The organism is Azospirillum cavernae, assembly GCF_003590795.1.
Classification (GTDB): Bacteria; Pseudomonadota; Alphaproteobacteria; order Azospirillales; family Azospirillaceae; genus Azospirillum; species Azospirillum cavernae.
This window is the reverse complement of record NZ_QYUL01000001.1, coordinates 925,024-940,566: the sequence shown is the minus strand read 5'-3', so window position 1 is coordinate 940,566 and position 15,543 is coordinate 925,024. Positions and strand designations below refer to the sequence as shown.

The 15,543-nt window shown below is 67.6% G+C and carries 18 protein-coding genes; 10 read left to right on the top strand and 8 right to left on the bottom strand.

Going from position 1 to position 15,543, the window contains the following annotated elements; translation table 11 throughout:
- Positions 1–46: 46 nt before the first annotated feature.
- The gene (locus D3877_RS04440; RefSeq protein WP_119829521.1) at positions 47–529 is read left to right on the top strand and encodes a peroxiredoxin; all 483 of its coding nucleotides are present in this window, start codon (positions 47–49) and stop codon (positions 527–529) included.
- Between the two features lie 59 nt (positions 530–588).
- On the opposite strand, the gene rnhA is transcribed toward D3877_RS04440, so the two are convergent.
- The 4 genes from rnhA to cysQ are packed head-to-tail and all read right to left on the bottom strand — an operon-like array spanning position 589 to position 3,707.
- Positions 589–1,056 carry a ribonuclease HI gene (rnhA, locus tag D3877_RS04435; RefSeq protein ID WP_119829520.1) on the bottom strand — a complete coding sequence of 156 codons (468 nt, stop codon included), beginning with the start codon at positions 1,054–1,056 and terminating at the stop codon, positions 589–591.
- A complete protein-coding gene (locus D3877_RS04430; RefSeq protein ID WP_119829519.1) occupies positions 1,053–2,048 on the bottom strand; it encodes a homoserine kinase in 996 nt (331 codons plus the stop codon). The genes rnhA and D3877_RS04430 overlap by 4 nt, the downstream gene beginning before the upstream one ends.
- Before the next feature lie 13 nt (positions 2,049–2,061).
- The gene (locus D3877_RS04425; RefSeq protein ID WP_119829518.1) at positions 2,062–2,940 is read right to left on the bottom strand and encodes a ferritin-like domain-containing protein; all 879 of its coding nucleotides are present in this window, start codon (positions 2,938–2,940) and stop codon (positions 2,062–2,064) included.
- The gene (cysQ, locus tag D3877_RS04420; RefSeq protein WP_119829517.1) at positions 2,934–3,707 is read right to left on the bottom strand and encodes a 3'(2'),5'-bisphosphate nucleotidase CysQ; all 774 of its coding nucleotides are present in this window, start codon (positions 3,705–3,707) and stop codon (positions 2,934–2,936) included. Before cysQ ends, D3877_RS04425 begins: the two co-directional genes overlap by 7 nt.
- Positions 3,708–3,801: 94 nt before the next feature.
- Here cysQ and D3877_RS04415 point away from each other — a divergent pair, with 94 nt between their 5' ends.
- A complete protein-coding gene (locus tag D3877_RS04415) occupies positions 3,802–4,308 on the top strand; it encodes a GNAT family N-acetyltransferase (RefSeq protein ID WP_119829516.1) in 507 nt (168 codons plus the stop codon).
- 7 nt (positions 4,309–4,315) lie between these two features.
- On the opposite strand, the gene D3877_RS04410 is transcribed toward D3877_RS04415, so the two are convergent.
- Positions 4,316–5,071 (bottom strand): EAL domain-containing protein, encoded by a 756-nt coding sequence (locus D3877_RS04410; protein WP_119829515.1) that lies wholly within the window; start codon positions 5,069–5,071, stop codon positions 4,316–4,318.
- Between the two features lie 109 nt (positions 5,072–5,180).
- On the bottom strand, positions 5,181–7,517 hold the full coding sequence (locus D3877_RS04405; RefSeq protein WP_119830779.1) for a xanthine dehydrogenase family protein molybdopterin-binding subunit: 2,337 nt from the start codon (positions 7,515–7,517) through the stop codon (positions 5,181–5,183).
- Positions 7,518–7,820: 303 nt separating this feature from the next.
- Here D3877_RS04405 and D3877_RS04400 point away from each other — a divergent pair, with 303 nt between their 5' ends.
- From D3877_RS04400 to D3877_RS04390, 3 genes are all read left to right on the top strand, one after another.
- Positions 7,821–8,423: a hypothetical protein gene (locus D3877_RS04400; protein WP_119829514.1), complete on the top strand. Its 603-nt coding sequence runs from the start codon at positions 7,821–7,823 to the stop codon at positions 8,421–8,423.
- A 175-nt stretch (positions 8,424–8,598) separates the two neighbouring features.
- Positions 8,599–9,321 carry an SOS response-associated peptidase gene (locus tag D3877_RS04395; protein ID WP_238474729.1) on the top strand — a complete coding sequence of 241 codons (723 nt, stop codon included), beginning with the start codon at positions 8,599–8,601 and terminating at the stop codon, positions 9,319–9,321.
- Entirely contained in the window at positions 9,299–9,868 is a 570-nt protein-coding gene (locus D3877_RS04390; RefSeq protein WP_119829512.1) for a thermonuclease family protein, read from the top strand. The genes D3877_RS04395 and D3877_RS04390 overlap by 23 nt, the downstream gene beginning before the upstream one ends.
- A 7-nt stretch (positions 9,869–9,875) precedes the next feature.
- On the opposite strand, the gene D3877_RS04385 is transcribed toward D3877_RS04390, so the two are convergent.
- Positions 9,876–10,736 carry a LysR family transcriptional regulator gene (locus D3877_RS04385; RefSeq protein WP_119829511.1) on the bottom strand — a complete coding sequence of 287 codons (861 nt, stop codon included), beginning with the start codon at positions 10,734–10,736 and terminating at the stop codon, positions 9,876–9,878.
- Between the two features lie 145 nt (positions 10,737–10,881).
- Here D3877_RS04385 and D3877_RS04380 point away from each other — a divergent pair, with 145 nt between their 5' ends.
- The gene (locus D3877_RS04380) at positions 10,882–11,262 is read left to right on the top strand and encodes a tautomerase family protein (RefSeq protein WP_119829510.1); all 381 of its coding nucleotides are present in this window, start codon (positions 10,882–10,884) and stop codon (positions 11,260–11,262) included.
- A gap of 62 nt (positions 11,263–11,324) precedes the next feature.
- On the opposite strand, the gene rpe is transcribed toward D3877_RS04380, so the two are convergent.
- Positions 11,325–11,978, bottom strand: coding sequence for a ribulose-phosphate 3-epimerase (gene rpe / locus D3877_RS04375; protein ID WP_119829509.1), 654 nt, complete (start codon positions 11,976–11,978; stop codon positions 11,325–11,327).
- A 178-nt stretch (positions 11,979–12,156) separates the two neighbouring features.
- On the opposite strand from rpe, the gene modA reads away from it, so the two are divergent.
- The 4 genes from modA to D3877_RS04355 all read left to right on the top strand — a co-directional run bounded on the left by modA (position 12,157) and on the right by D3877_RS04355 (position 15,377).
- Positions 12,157–12,954, top strand: coding sequence for a molybdate ABC transporter substrate-binding protein (gene modA / locus D3877_RS04370; RefSeq protein ID WP_119829508.1), 798 nt, complete (start codon positions 12,157–12,159; stop codon positions 12,952–12,954).
- A gap of 10 nt (positions 12,955–12,964) precedes the next feature.
- Positions 12,965–13,660 (top strand): molybdate ABC transporter permease subunit, encoded by a 696-nt coding sequence (gene modB / locus D3877_RS04365; protein WP_119829507.1) that lies wholly within the window; start codon positions 12,965–12,967, stop codon positions 13,658–13,660.
- 22 nt (positions 13,661–13,682) lie between these two features.
- A complete protein-coding gene (modC, locus tag D3877_RS04360) occupies positions 13,683–14,795 on the top strand; it encodes a molybdenum ABC transporter ATP-binding protein (RefSeq protein WP_119829506.1) in 1,113 nt (370 codons plus the stop codon).
- A gap of 192 nt (positions 14,796–14,987) precedes the next feature.
- Entirely contained in the window at positions 14,988–15,377 is a 390-nt protein-coding gene (locus D3877_RS04355; protein ID WP_119829505.1) for an FtsB family cell division protein, read from the top strand.
- The last annotated feature ends 166 nt before the right edge of the window (positions 15,378–15,543 follow it).

Sequence of the window (15,543 nt, the reverse complement as noted above, 5' to 3'; positions counted from 1 at the left end):
TACGGTTGGAACGCTGCAACCGAAAAAACCTGGAAGGGTTAGAGACATGAGCATCCAAGTTGGCGACCGCATCCCGTCGGTCACGCTGAAGCACCTGACCGACGCCGGCATGCAGGAGGTCACGACCGACGAGCTGTTCGCGGGCAAGACCGTCGTCCTGTTCTCGGTCCCCGGCGCCTTCACCCCGACCTGCTCGGCCAAGCATCTGCCGGGCTTCATCCAGAACGCCGAGGCGCTGAAGGCCAAGGGCGTGGACAGCATCGTTTGCGTCGCGGTCAACGACCCGTTCGTCATGCGCGCCTGGGGCGAGAAGGCCGGGGCGGGCGACGCCGTGTTCCTGCTGCCCGACGGCAACGCCACCTTCTCCACCGCGCTGGGCCTGACGATGGACGGTTCGGGCTATGGCCTGGGCACCCGTGGCCAGCGCTTCGCCCTGGTCGCCAAGGACGGCGTGGCCACCCACGTCGCCGTGGAAGCGCCGGGCCAGTTCGACGTGTCGTCGGCGGAAGCGGTTCTGGCGAGCCTGTAAGCGTCGCGGGGGCGCCCCCTTCCTTTTTGGGAAGGAAGGGGGCTTCGCACAGGTGGGGGTTATGCCTTTGCGCGGACGTCGCTGACGCCGCGCCGGGCCAGCTCGTCGGCGCGTTCGTTTTCCGGGTGGCCGTCATGGCCGCGCACCCAGTGGAATTCCACGGCGTGCGGCTGCTTGGCGGTCTCCAGCCTTTGCCACAGATCCATGTTCTTGACCGGCTTCCGGTCGGCGGTTTTCCACCCCTTGGCCTTCCAGCCATGGATCCATTTGGTGATGCCGTTCTTCACATACTCGCTGTCGGTGTAGAGCCGCACCGCCACCGGGCGCTTGAGCGATTCCAGCGCCTGGATCGCCGCCATCAGCTCCATCCGGTTGTTGGTGGTGTCCGGCTCCCCGCCATAGAGTTCCTTCTCCACCGCGCCATAGCGCAGGATGGCGCCCCAGCCGCCGGGGCCGGGGTTGCCGCTGCACGCGCCGTCGGTGAAGATGTCCACCGTCTTGCGGGCGGCCTCTTGCTCCTCGCTCATGACGCGGCGCCCGGGTTGGCCGGTTCGTCGTCGTCGAGGTAATAATCGCCCAAGCCGCGCACCGTCTGGTGGAAACGCAGTTTGCGCAGATACTCCAGCGGATCCTTGGGCTGGACATAGGCGCCGGGCGCGCGGTTCAGCCAATCATACAGGCGGGTCAACAGAAAGCGGGTGGCGCTGCCCCGGCACAGCCAGGGCAGGGCGTCCAGCTCGGCCCGGGACAGCGGGCGGATTTTGCGGTAGTTGGTCAGCAGCAGGCGGGCCTTGGTGGCGTTGAACGAGCCGTCGATCTCAAAGCACCAGGCGTTGACGCAGATGGCGACGTCGTAGGCCAGGAAATCGTTGCAGGCGAAATAGAAGTCGATCAGGCCGGACAGGCTCTCGCCCCGGAAAAACACATTGTCGGGGAAGAGGTCGGCGTGGATGACCCCGGTCGGCAGGTCGGTCGGCCAATGGGCCTCCAGCGCGTCCAACTCGGCGCTCAGCGTGTCGCGCAGGCCGACGGCCACCTCGTCCGCCCGCTCGGCGGATTTGGCGAACAGATCGCGCCAACCGGCCAGCGCCAGCGCGTTGGGCCGGGTCATGGTGAAATCGGCGACGGCCAGATGCAGGCGGGCCAGCGCCTCGCCCAACTGGGCGCAATGCTGCGGGTGAATGCGGCGCGGCCACATGCCCGACAGGAAGGTGACGATCACCGCCGGACGCCCGCACAGCTCGCGCAGCGCCACCCCGTCGCGCCCCGCCACCGGCAGGGGGGAGGCGACGCCCTTCTCGGCCAGATGCTCCATCAGGCCCAGGAAGAAGGGCAGATCCTCGCGCTTGGTCCGCTTTTCATACAGGGTCAGGATGTAGGGGCCGCGTTCCGTCACCAGCAGAAAGTTGGAATTCTCCACCCCTTCCGCGATGCCCTTGCACGACAGCACCGCGCCCAAATCATACTGGGCGGCGAAAGCGCTGAGATCCTCGTCGGAGACTTCGGTGTATACGGCCATGATGGCGAGGGCCTTAACGGGTTTCGGGCTGCCGGTCAACCGGCGGGCGGGCGGGACGGGGCGACGGCGACGACGGCGGCGGCGGCGGCGGCGCCTCGGGCGTGATGGGTTCGTAAAATTCCGGGCCGAAATCGGCGCGCAGGCGGCTGGCGGTGTTGAAGGGACGCTTCAACCCGCCCCGGAAATGGCGCCCGACCAGCTCTTGCCACAACGCCACCGGCTCCGCCCCGCGCTGGGCGCAGAGATGGCCGAACCAGCGCCGCCCGGCGGCGACATGGTCGATTTCCTCGTCATGGATGGTCTGGAGCAAATCGGCGCTTTCCGCGTCGCCAAAGGCGCGCAGGCGGCGCACGGTGTCGGGGGTGACGTCCAGGCCGCGCGCCTCCAGCACCATCGGCACCACGGCCAGCCGGGCGGCGAGGTCGTGCGCCGTCTCCGTCGCCGATTGCCACAGCCCGTCATGGGCGGGCAAATCGCCATAGGACGCCCCCAGCGCGTTCAGCCGGTCTTCCAGCATTTGGAAGTGACGCGCCTCGTCGTCCGCCACCCGCACCCAATCGTCGGTGAAGCCCTTGGGCATCCCGACGTCCGCGAAGCGGCTGACCAGATCCCAGGCCAGATCGATGGCGTTGAGTTCGATGTGGGCCAGCGCGTGCAGCAGGGCGACGCGGTTTTGCGCGTTGCCGCCGCGTCCGCGCTTGGGCATGTCGCGCGGCAGCTTCAGTTCGGGCCGCTCGGGCCGGGCCGGGCGGTCGGGCGGCGGGGTCGGCACGTCGGGGCTGAGCCGCCCGTCCGCCCAGGCGGCGGCATGGAGGTGCGTCAGGCGCGCCTTTTCCAACGGCGCGGCGGCGGTCAGAACCGCGCGCGCCGCGTCGCCGAGACTCGTCACCATCCGTAGGCGACGAAATGCGGGTTGAGGATGTCGTCCTTGCCATAGAGCAGCGGCGACCCGTCGGGCTGCTCCACCCGGCCCCCGGCGCCGATCAGCACGGCGTGACCGGCGGCGGTGTCCCATTCGCTGGTCGGGCCAAAGCGCGGGTAGAGATCGGCCTTGCCGCTCGCCACCGTGCAGAATTTCAGCGAGCTGCCGCAGGACACCCGGTCCTTGACGCTGTAGGCGGCGAGGAAGTCGTCCAGGGTGGAACCGTTCCCGTGCGAGCGGCTGGCCACCACGGTCAAGCCGTCGGCGGGGCGGGGGCGCACGGAAATCGGGTGGTCGTGCCGCCCCTCCGCCCAATGGATCGCCGTTCCCGGCCCGGCGGCGGCGTACAGATCGCCGGTGGCGGGCGCGTAGACGACGCCGAGAACCGGGACGCCCCGCTCGATCAACGCGATGTTGACGGTGAACTCCCCGTTGCGGGAGATGAATTCCTTGGTGCCGTCCAGCGGATCGACCAGCCAGAACCGCCCGCCGGAAATGTCCGGGCGATGACCGGCGGCGGCGGCCTCCTCCGACACCACGGGGATGGTGGGGGTCAGATGGTGCAGGGCGGGCAGTATCACCGCCTCCGCCGCGTCGTCGGCCAGGGTCACAGGGCTGCCGTCGGCCTTGGTGGAGACTTCGATCCCAGCGTTGTAGAAACGCAAGATGACCTGACCCGCTTCATGGGCGATGGTGCGGACGAACGGCAGCAAGGTCGCCGCAGCGGCGTCGGGCATGGTGATGTCTCCTCAAGCTTTGGGGATGCACCATAGCGCGCGGAGCGGGTTGACCGGAAGTGCCTGAACGATTGGCGACGCGGGAGAGGGAGCGATGGTTGTGCGGTGGCGGGCGATGGCGGACACGGATCTCGACGCGGTGCTGGGCGTGGCGGACGTCGTCCACCCGGATTACCCGGAAGACCGGGCGGTGTTCGCCGAACGTCTGGCGCTGTATCCCGCCGGGTGCCGTCTGGCCGAGCGGGACGGGGTGGCGTTGGGCTATGGCGTGATGCATCCGGGGCGGCTTGGCGTTCCGCCGCCGCTTGACGCGCCCTTGGGGGCGTTGCCCGCTGCGGCGGATTGCCTCTATCTGCACGACATCGCCCTGTTGCCGGAAACGCGCGGGCTTGGGCTGGGGGCTTCTGTGCTGGATTACGCGCACGGGCTGGCGGCGCGCGGCGGCTTCGCGTGGCTGGCGCTGACCTCGACGCCGGGCGCGCGCAGCTATTGGGACCGCGCGGGCTTCACGCCCTATGACGGCGGCGGTCCGGCGCTGGCGGCGAAGCTGGCGAGCTACGGCGACGGCATGGCCTACATGACCGCGCCGACGCGCGGCTGAGACGGCGTCAGCCCAGCGGCAGTTCCGCCGGGCTGTTGGCGACGGTCTGAAAGGCGGGCTTGGCGAAGAGATAGCCCTGCATCAGCGCGATGCCCAGATCGCGCAGCGCCCGCGCCTCGCCAATCGTTTCCACGCCCTCGGCCAACGGGATGATTCCCAGATCGGCGCAGATCGACAGCACGCCCTTGACGATGCCGCGCCGAACCGGATCCTGGTCGATGTTGCGGGTCAACTCCATGTCCAGCTTGATGATGTCGGGCTGGAATTGCGCCAGCAGGTTCAGCCCGGAATAGCCCGCGCCGAAATCGTCGATGGCGGTCATGAAGCCTTGGCGGCGGTATTCGACGAAGATGCTGGTCAGGTGATCCTGGTTGATGACCCGTTCCCCCTCCGTCACCTCGAAGATGATGCGGTCGGTGGGGAAGCCGGTGCGGGCGGCGGCGGCCAGCGTGGTGCGGATGCAGGCCTCGGGCTTGTAGACCGCGTTGGGCAGAAAATTGATCGACAGCCGCGCCCCGTTGAAGGGCAGCCCGGCGGCCAGCTCAATGGCTTTCACCCGGCAGGCCTGGTCGAAGGCGTAACGGTTGCCGTCGTTCACCTGCCCCAGAACCCACCCGGCCCCTTGCCCCTCGACCCCGCGCACCAGCGCCTCATGCGCCCAGATCGCACCGGCGTTCACATCCACGATGGGCTGAAACGCCATGGTGAAATCCAGATCCAGCTTTTCCGCGCAGTGACCGCCACAGGGCGCGTCCTTCGTCATCGCTCTTTCCCTCTCCCTGGATCGCCGGACCGTCAAGCGGTGAGCAATTCAGGGAGATTTGCATGTTTGCGGTGATTTTACGACGGTTTTGCCACGTCGCTCCGCCGCGTCACTCCGCCGCCATTTGGGTCTTCGCCGCCTGGATCGCGCTCCACACCGCGTGCGGGGTGGCGGGCATGTCGATGTGGGTGACGCCGTATTCCGACAGGGCGTCCACCAGCGCGTTGATGATGGCGGGCGGCGCGCCGATGGCCCCGGCCTCGCCGGCGCCCTTCATGCCCAGCATGTTGGTGGTGCTGGGAACGCAGTTCAGCTTCACCGTGATCGGCGGCATGTCGGCGGCGCGCGGCAGTTGGTAATCCATCAGCGAGCCGGTCAAAAGCTGGCCGCTGTCGGGATCGAACACCACACGCTCTTGCAACGCCTGTCCCAACCCCTGGGCGACGCCGCCATGGACCTGTCCCATCACCAGCATCGGGTTGATGACCGTGCCGAAATCATCGACGACGCTGTAACGCACAACCTCGACCACGCCGGTGTCGGGATCGACCTCCAACTCGGCGACGTGGCAGCCGTTGGGGAAGGTGCTGGCGGGCGGGGTCCAGCGCGCCATTTCGGAAAAGGCGATTCCGCCGCCGTCAGCGGGGGAGGCGATGGCGGCGGCCTTGGCGGCGACCTCCTTCAACGACACGCTGCGGTCGGTGCCGACGACGGTGAAGCGGCCTTCGGCGAACTCCACGTCGACGGCGGCGGTTTCCAGCAGATCGGCGGCGACGGGCGTCGCCGTCTTCACCACCTTGGCCGCGCCCTCGGCCAGCGCCGAGCCGCCGACGGGGACGGAGCGCGATCCGCCCGTGCCCGACCCCCAGGTGACGCGGTCGCTGTCGCCCTGCACCACCTCGACATCCTCCGGCGCGACGCCCAGACGGTCGGCGAGGATCTGCTTGTAGGCGGTTTCGTGGCCCTGGCCGTTGGTCTGGGTGCCGATCAGCAGCACGACGCGCCCGTCGCCGTTGACCTGAACCGTCGCCTGCTCCGGCCCGCCGCCCGAGCACGCCTCGATGTAGGTGGACAAGCCCAGGCCGCGCAGCTTGCCGCGCGCCTTGGCCGCCGCCTTGCGGGCGGGCAGACCGGCGACGTCGGCCATAATCAGGCCGTCTTCCAGATTCTGGATGAAATCGCCGGTGTCATAGACCTGCCCCATCGGGGTGGCGTAGGGCATGGCGGCGCTGGGAATGAAGTTGCGGCGGCGGATTTCCGCCGCGCCCAGCCCGGTGACGCGCCCGGCATGGTCGATCAAGCGTTCCAGCAGATAGGCGGCCTCCGGTCGGCCGGCGCCGCGATAGGCGTCCACCGGCTGGGTGTTGGTGAAAACGCCCTTGACCCGGACATAGACGGCGGGGGTCTTGTAGGATCCGACCAGCATGGACGACCCGGCGTCGGTCGGGATGAAGGGGCCGTAGTTGGACAGATAGGCGCCCAGATTGGCGATGGTGTCCACCCGCAGGCCCAGGAAATGACCGTCGGCGTCCAGCGCCAGACGCGCCTTGCTGACATGGTCGCGGCCATGATCGTCGGTGAGGAAGGCTTCGGTCCGTTCCGAGGACCATTTCACCGGACGATTGAGACGGCGGGCGGCGAACAGGCAGGCGACATATTCGGGGTAGTTGAACAGCTTCATGCCGAACCCGCCGCCGACGTCGGTGGTCAGCACATGGAACTGGCTTTCCGGCAGATTGAAGATCTTGGCGAACTGCTTGCGCAGCGAATGCACGCCTTGGCTGGTGACGTAGATTTGCAGCCGTCCGGTTCCCGCCTCGACCCCGGCCACACAGGCGCGGCCTTCCATCGGGGTGGCGACGACGCGGTTGTTGACGATCTCCAGATCGACCACGCGGGCGGCCTTGGCGAAGGCGGCCTCCACGGCGGCCTCGTCGCCGGTGTCCCAGTCAAAGCACAGATTGTTCGGCGCCGCGTCCCAGACCAGCGGGCGGCCCGGCTCCAGCGCCTCGGCGGTGCCCGTCACCGACTCGCGGTCGCTGTAATCGACCATCACCAACTCGGCCCCGTCGCGCGCGGCCTCCGGCGTTTCGGCGACCACCATGGCGACCGGATCGCCGACATGGCGGGCGAAGCCCTTGGACAAGGCCGGGTGCGGCGTGCCGACATAGGGCGAACCGTCGCGCTGCGTCAGCCCGGACAGGCAGGGCAGCAGGCCAATCCCGTCGGCGTCGAGATCGGCGACCGTGTAGACCGCCAGCACGCCGGGAACCGCCAGCGCGTCGGCGGTGTCGATGGCGCCGATGGCGGCGAACGCGTGGGGGGAGCGCACGAAGGACGCGTAGGTCTGGCCGGGCAGCGACACGTCGTCGGTGTAGCGGCCGCCTCCGGTCAGAAGGCGCGCGTCTTCGGTGCGCGGAACCGCTTGGCCGATGCCGAACTTCATGGTCGAACTCCCGCTGTCCGCGTTGATCTGTTGGTTGCCCCCGCGAAGATAGGACGCCATCCCGCAAAGGGAAACCCCGTGGCTGCGAATGGGCGCCATCCGCGTGGCAGGGATGCGAGAAGCCGGGGGGAGATCGCCCGGCAGCCCTTGCCCGGCAATTTCGTCCGCAAACCGCTGCGGAAATCTTTTTGCCGGGCGGCGACCGGACAACCATCCCGGGAATCGGCGGGCAACAAGCGTTCCAGGTGTCGGCATGAAAATTGCTTAAAATTTGATGTATTCCACCGTGGGGGAGGTTTAGACATGTCCACCAGCAGCATCGGCGGTTCGGGGTCCATTGACGGGTGGCGCGACCTGCATCGTCATCGCCAGACTGGCAAGGCGGCGGGGGCCGCCGACGCCTTCGCGCTCGACCCGGCGACCAGCGCCACCTCGGGCAAGGACGCTTCGGCGGAGAGCGGCGGCGTAGGCGGCGACGAATCGTCCTCCGACACGCTCAGCGTCGAGATGCCGAACGGCTTCAAGGTCAGCGGAACCCATCTTGGCGGCAACAGCGCCTTCAGCGCGCAGTTGCTCGGTTCGATGGAGGATATGATTGGGTTCCTCAACGGCCTCAAGCCTGCTGGCGGCGGCGGGACCGGGGCTGCGTCGGACGGCGGAGCGTCTGGGGCGGGCGCCGCCAGCGCCAGCCGCTGTCTCGACACCTTCCACACCGACCTTGGCGATGGCGAGGGGCTGACGGTCCATTACGGGACGGAGAAGGACGGCGGCAACACCGACGTCTCGGCGATGCAGGCGATGGCCGACGCCATCCAGCAGATCGTCGGCAAATACAAATCCTACAAGCAACCTGATCTGGCCGACCTCTATGGACAGGTGGGCGCCCTGAACAAGGAAAACGCCTGACCGGCGACGCGGCGACAGGGCCGATGACGGAACCCGGGGGAAGGACTCTGTTCTTTCCCCGGTGGTCTGCGCTTGGAGGATGACCGGAAAACAGCCCGGGGAGCATTGCCTTTGCCAACGCTTGCCGCTGGCGTGCGGGCGACAAGCCCGCCATAGTGCGGCCATGTGCGGACGCATGATGCTCACCAGCCCGGTCAGCGCGATTGAACGGATCTTCGGCGTGCCGGAGCGTCCGAATTTGAAGCCGCGCTGGAACATCGCGCCAACCCAGGAGATCCCGGTCATCCGCAAGGACAAGGACCGGCGTCGTCTGGCCTTGCCGCGCTGGGGGCTGGTTCCAAGCTGGGCCGAGGATCCGTCCATCGGCGCGCGGATGATAAACGCGCGCGCCGAATCGGCGGCGGAGAAACCGGCCTTCCGCGAGGCGTTTCGTCTGCGCCGCTGCCTCGTTCCGGTGGACGGCTTTTACGAATGGGCGGAGGTGGACGGGCGCAAGCAGGGCCGGATCATCCGCCGCCGTGACCGCGCCCTGTTCGCGCTGGCCGGTCTGTGGGAGTCCTGGCGCGGGCCGAAGGGCGGACCGGAGCTTGATCCGCCCTTGGAAACTCCGCCGTTGGAAACCGCCACGGTGCTGACCACCAGCGCCAACGCCGCCTTGTCCGTGCTGCATGACCGGATGCCGGTCATCCTGGACGAAGGGGATTGGGCGGCGTGGTTTGACCCGGAAACGCCGCTGTCGGACCTCGCCACACTGCTGCGCCCCGCGCCCGACGATCTGTTGGACCTGACGCCGGTCGGGCCGCGCGTCAACAGCGTGCGCAACGACGATCCCGGCTGCCTCGATCCGCCGCCGGAACCCGTTCGGAAACCCGCCGATGACCAGTTCAGCCTGTTTTGATCGGGCGGCGCTGGCCGCGCTGCTTGGCCTTGCGCTCCTGCTGGGCGGGGCGGGCGGAGCGTCGGCGCAGAACGCCGCCAAGGCCAAGCCGGGCGGCAAGGTGGCCGGAACGCCGAACGAAACGATCAAGGGCCGGGCCACCGCCGTGGAAGGCGATCTGCTGATCATCGACGGCACGCCCATCCGCCTGATGGGCGTCGACGCGCCCGATCCGGGGCAGAAATGCAAGAACCGCTACGGCCACGAACTCGACTGTTTCAAGGTCGCCACCGCCGTCCTCGCCAACATGGTGAAGGACGAGGAGGTGACGTGCACCGTCGCCGAAAAGGATCGGAACGGCGAGAAGAAGGGCGAATGCCGGGTGCGGGGCGTCGATCTGGGGATGACGATGGTGTCGATGGGCTGGGCGTTCCATTACGCCGGTTTGTCGATGGCCTACCAAAAGGCCGAAGCTTTCGCCCAGAGCAAAAAAATGGGCCTGTGGGCCGGGCAGGTGGAAAAGCCCTGGCAATGGCGGTCCCGCATGATTCGGGAAAAAGGGCGCTGAGGCTTTCTCAGCCGCGCGCCGCCGCGCTTTTGAAGGCCGCCGCCAGCGCGGCCAGCGCGTCGCGCGACCGGCCATCCTTGACCCGGCTGTGCAGAAGAACCGGCAAACGCGGCAGGTCGGGAAGCTTCAGTCTGGCCCCGACGTCCACCGCGCCGAAGGGCAGCATGCGCGGGGCCAAGGCGGACACGCCAAGCCCGGCCATGACCGCCGCCGCCACCGCCGTCACGCCGCCGCCGACAAAAATTTCCGTCCAGGGCACGCCCGCCGCGTCCAGAATCCGCCCGGCCATCACGCGCACGCCGCAGGGTTCGGCCAGGGTGGCGACGGGCAGGGGTTCGTCGGGGCGGTGTCGCCAGCCCGGCCCGGCGAACCAACCGAACGGCTCCTCGGCCAACAACTCCCCATCATTGCGCCCGGCGTGCAGGCGGACGATCACGGTGTCGAGTTCCCGCCGGTCGTAGCTTTGCAGCAGGTCGCCCGACGAGCCGATGCGAATTTCGATCAGCAACTGCGGGTCTTGCGCGTTCATACGGGCGATCAGGGCGGGAAGCTCCGGCCCCGCCACATGGTCGCTGATGCCGATGGTCAGGCGCCGCCGCGCCCCGGCGAAAACGGCGAGCGCGCGGTCGTGCGCCTCCAACAACGCGCGGGCCTGTTCGAGAAAGCCCGCGCCCCGCGCCGACAGCTCCACAGAGCGCGGCGTCCGCTCGATCAGGCGGCAGCCGAGCCGGTCCTCCAGCCGCTTCAGCTTCAGGCTGACCGCCGCCTGCGTCGTCCGCATGGCCTCGGCGGCGCGGGTGAAGCTGCCCAGTTCGGCGATGTGAATGAAGGCCTGGACGGCGTCCAGATCAAGGGGGCGCTCAATCATTTTCAAAGCTTATCATTGATATCAACATTCATAGCGTATCAAAATAACGGCGGGCGGGTAGGGTTGACAGCGCCCCTCAAAGCCGCTCCACGCCGCCGAGCTGGGGACCGCTCAACGCCAAGGACAAACGGGAAAGGACACGCCCATGCCGCTCCTTCACATCTCGCTGCGCGCCGGAAAGCCGGACGCCTACAAGCAGGCGATCTGCGACGGGCTTTACCGCGCGATGCACGAAACCTTCAACGTGCCGGAAGACGACCAGTTCATGGCGATCACGGAGCATGACGCGGCGAATTTCCGCTACAGCGCGTCCTATCTCGGCGTCGCCCGCTCCGACGATCTGGTCTTCATTCAGATCACCGCGAACAACACCCGCACGGTTGACCAGAAAAAGGCGCTGTTCCGCCGGGTGGTGGATTTGCTCGGGCAAACGCCCGGCGTCCGACCGGAGGATGTGTTCATAAATCTGGTGGAGGTCGCCAAGGAAAACTGGTCGCTTGGCAACGGCGTCGCGCAATACGCGTGACCACGCGCGGCGGTTGACGGCCCCAAACCCAGGGGCCGTCAACCGCCGCGCGGTTCGTCGGATCAGCGCAGGGCGCGGATGTTGGCGGCGTAATGGTCCGGCCCGCCGGTGAAGGTGGCGGTTCCGGCGACCAGCACGTCCGCCCCGGCTTCGATGGCCAGCCGGGCGGTTTCGGTGTTGATGCCGCCGTCGATCTCAAGATCAATCGCCTTGCCGAGCGCGTCGATGCGGGCGCGCAGGTCGCGGATCTTCGGCAATTGGCTCATGATGAAGCTCTGGCCGCCGAAACCGGGGTTGACGGTCATCACCAGCACCAGATCAACCTCCTCCAGCACATGCTGGATGGCGTCCACCGGGGTGGCCGGGTTCAGCGCCACGCCCGCCTTTTTGCCCAGCGACTTGATGAGCTGGATGGTGCGGTGCAGATGGGGACCGGCCTCCGGGTGGACGGTGATGATGTCGGCGCCCGCCTTGGCGAAATCGGCGACGTAGGCGTCGACCGGCGAGATCATCAGATGGACGTCGAAAATCTTGGCGCTGTGCGGGCGCAGAGCCTTCACCACGGCGGGACCGATGGTGATGTTGGGGACGAAATGCCCGTCCATCACGTCGATGTGGATGTAGTCGGCGCCAGCCGCGTCAACGGCGCGCACCTCCTCGCCCAGCCGGGCGAAATCGGCGGAGAGAATGGACGGGGAGATTTTGACGGCGCGCATGACGTGGCTTCCCTGAAAAGACCGAAGGTGAAAGACGGCGTTCCATAGCATGACGCCCCGCCGGGGACCATGCCGCTTCCGAAACTGCGGCAAGATGGCTGACCATTAGCGCTTTACCGCAACCGCGAAGCGCTGTATCCGTTGAGATATAGAACATCATACTCGAACGGAGGGTGGCATGGTCGGTGCGCGTAAGGGGGCCGCAAGGCGTCTGATGACGGCGGCGGTGGTTGGTCTTGGCCTGTTGACCGCCGCCCCGGCGGCGATGGCGCAGGATGTTCTGGTGCTGGCCGCCGCCTCGACCAAGAACGCGGTGGAGAAGCTGGCCGGTCAGTTCAAGGCGAAGACCGGGGTGGCGATCACCAGTTCCTTCGCCGCGTCCTCGGCCTTGGCCAAGCAGATCGAGAATGGGGCGCCCGCCGACCTGTTCATCTCCGCCGATCTCGATTGGATGGACTATCTGCAAAAGCGCAACCTCATCAAGGTTGACAGCCGGGTCAGCCTGCTGGGCAACGAGCTGGTGGTGATCGCGCCCAAGGGTTCAACGCTGAAGCCCGATCTGAAGCCCGGCGGCGATCTGCCCGCCCTGCTCGGCGACGGGCGGTTGGCGACCGGCGATCCTTCCAACGTTCCGGTTGGCAAATACGCGCAAGCCGCCCTGGAATCCTTCGGCCAATGGGCGCAGATCGAACCGAAGCTGGCGCGCACCGACAATGTCCGCGCCGCGCTGGCGCTGGTCAGCCGGGGCGAGGCGCCGTTGGGCATCGTCTACCGGACCGACGCGGCGGTGGATCCCGGCGTGGCCGTGGTCGGCGTTTTCCCGCCCGGCTCGCACCCCGCCATCGTCTTTCCGGTGGCGCTGACGGCGACGACGACCAACGCGAACGCGGTCAAGTTCCTGGATTTCCTGAAATCGCCGGAAGGTTTGGCGGTGTTCCAGGAATTCGGCTTCGTCCCGGCCCCCAAGCTGCCGTAAGCTGACCGCCATGGATCTGCTGTCGCCGATGGAAATGACCGCGTTGCTGCTCAGCCTGCGGGTCGCGGGCTGGGCCATCGTCGGCAGCCTGCCTTTGGCCGTTCTGGCCGCCTGGGTGCTTGGGCGTTATTCCTTTCCGGGCAAGACGCTGGTCGATGGGCTGGTGCATCTGCCGCTGGTGCTGCCGCCGGTGGTGGTCGGCTACATCCTGCTCATCACCATGGGGACCAAGGGGGTGATCGGCGGTTGGCTGTTGCAGACCTTCGGGATTAAGCTGATTTTCACCCCGGAAGGGGCGTCGCTGGCCGTCGCCGTGACCTCCTTTCCCCTGATGGTGCGGGCGATCCGCCTGTCGGTGGAGGCGATTGACGGCGGGTTGGAGGCGGCGGCCCGCACGCTGGGGGCCGGGCCGGTGGACCGCTTCTTCACCATCCTGTTGCCGCTGATGGCGCCGGGACTGCTGTCGGGGGCCATCGTCGCCTTCGCCGCCGCGATGGGTGAGTTTGGCGCGGTCATCACCTTCGTCTCCAACATTCCAGGGCGGACGCAGACCCTGCCGCTGGCCATCTACGCCGCCACCCAGCAACCGGACGGCGACGCCGTGGCGGCGCGGCTGGCGGTGATTTCCTTTTCGGTGGCGCTGGTCGCGCTGATGGCGTCGGAGTTTCTGGCCCGTCGCCTGCGCCGTTTGATCGGCCAGGGGTAGAGGAGGGGGTAGGGGAAGCGCGATGCTGGACGTCTCCATTCGCCGCAAGCTGGGCGGCTTCGCCCTCGACATCGCCTTTCAGGCGGAGGAGCGCGGCGTCACCGCGCTGTTTGGCCGGTCGGGATCGGGCAAGACCTCCGTCATCAACGCCATCGCCGGATTGTCGCGGCCTGACGAGGGCCACATCCGCGTTGGCGACGCCGTGTTTTTCGACAGCGCCCGCCGCATCGACGTGGCGGTGGAAAAGCGGCGGGTCGGCTACGTCTTTCAGGAATCCCGCCTGTTCCCGCACATGACGGTGCGCAGCAATCTGGAATACGGCCTGCGCCGGGTGGCGGCGGCGGAACGGCGCATCGCGCTGGGGCCGGTGGTGGAGTTGTTGGGCTTGGGCGGCTTGCTCGACCGTCGTCCGCGCGGGCTGTCGGGGGGCGAGACGCAGCGGGTGGCCTTGGGCCGCGCCCTGCTGGCGCAGCCGCGCCTGCTGTTGATGGACGAGCCGATGGCCGCCCTGGACGCCGCCCGCAAGGCGGAGATCCTGCCCTACATCGAACGGCTGCGCGACGAGATGAACATCCCCATCGTGCTGGTCAGCCACGCGGTGGACGAGGTTGTGCGGCTGGCGACGACCATGGTGCTGATCGCCGATGGCCGGGTGGTCGCCGCCGGGCCGGTCGGCGCGGTCATGGGGCGGCTGGATCTGTCGGCGCTGTCGGGGATTCAGGACGCGGGCGCGGTGCTCGACCTGACGGTGGAGCGGCACATTGACGCGGATGGGCTGAGCGCGCTGGCCTTTGACGGCGGGCGGCTGACGGTTCCGCGAGTCGCGCGCCCGGTCGGCGGGGCCGTGCGCCTGCACATCCACGCCCGCGACGTCATCGTCGCGCTGTCGCCCCCCAGCGGAATCAGCGTGCGCAACGCCCTGCCGGGGCGGGTGGTGGCGGTCGCCGAGTCGGGGCCGTCGTCAGCGGACGTGCAGATCGCCGTCGGCGGCTCCTTTCTCATCGCCCGCATCACCCGCGCGGCGGTGCGCGACCTGGATTTGGCGCCGGGGCGCGAGGTTGTGGCGTTGGTCAAGGGCGTGGCCTTTGAACCCGACCTGATCGCGCCCGGCCCGCGTCGGGTGGTGGACGTCTGACGCCATCGGGTCCTTGGCTGGATTCTTTGGTTTTTGTTGCGCCGCGTCATTGGGTGAAGCCGGTCGCCTTGTGGGTCTTTTCCGCCGCGCCACCATTACTGGGGGCGCGACGAACAAGACCGGCGCAGAGCGCTGATTTTCGTGTCTTTTTGTTTGACCAGCGGAAAGCGTCTGTGGCTCCATTGAGTCACCATGACGATGATGACCTCCCTCGCCGACTCCCTCGCCCGCGCCGCCAAAAGCGCGCTCCGTCAGGCCATCGTGCCGGGGGTGTGCGCCTGCGTCGTGACCTATTTCGCCTACTACGCGATCCATGGCGATCGCGGCTTGGTCGCCATGAAGCAGATCAAGAGCGAAATCGCCCAGGCCGAAGCGGTGCTGCAACAGCTCAAGACCGAGCGGGAACGGATGGAGCGGCGCGCCCAATTGCTGCGCGGCGACAATCTGGATCGCGACATGCTGGACGAACGCGCGCGGTCGATGTTGAACCTGTCCAACGCGCGCGACGTGGTTGTGACGCTGCCCAAACTGTACGACGCCAACGAGGCGGTCGTGGAGAAGCGGCCCAAATCAGTCAATTAACCGAATATCGGTTAATCAGAAATCCGCCTTAAAAAACAGATGTTTGCGCGGGCTGTAAAGCTCGTGTAGTGTGCGCGCCATAGCCGCTTCCGGTGCGGGTTTTCTGTCGCCCGCAACGTACGGCGACGACGGTTGTCTCAAGACCGTCGCCGCGTGAACCCTGGGG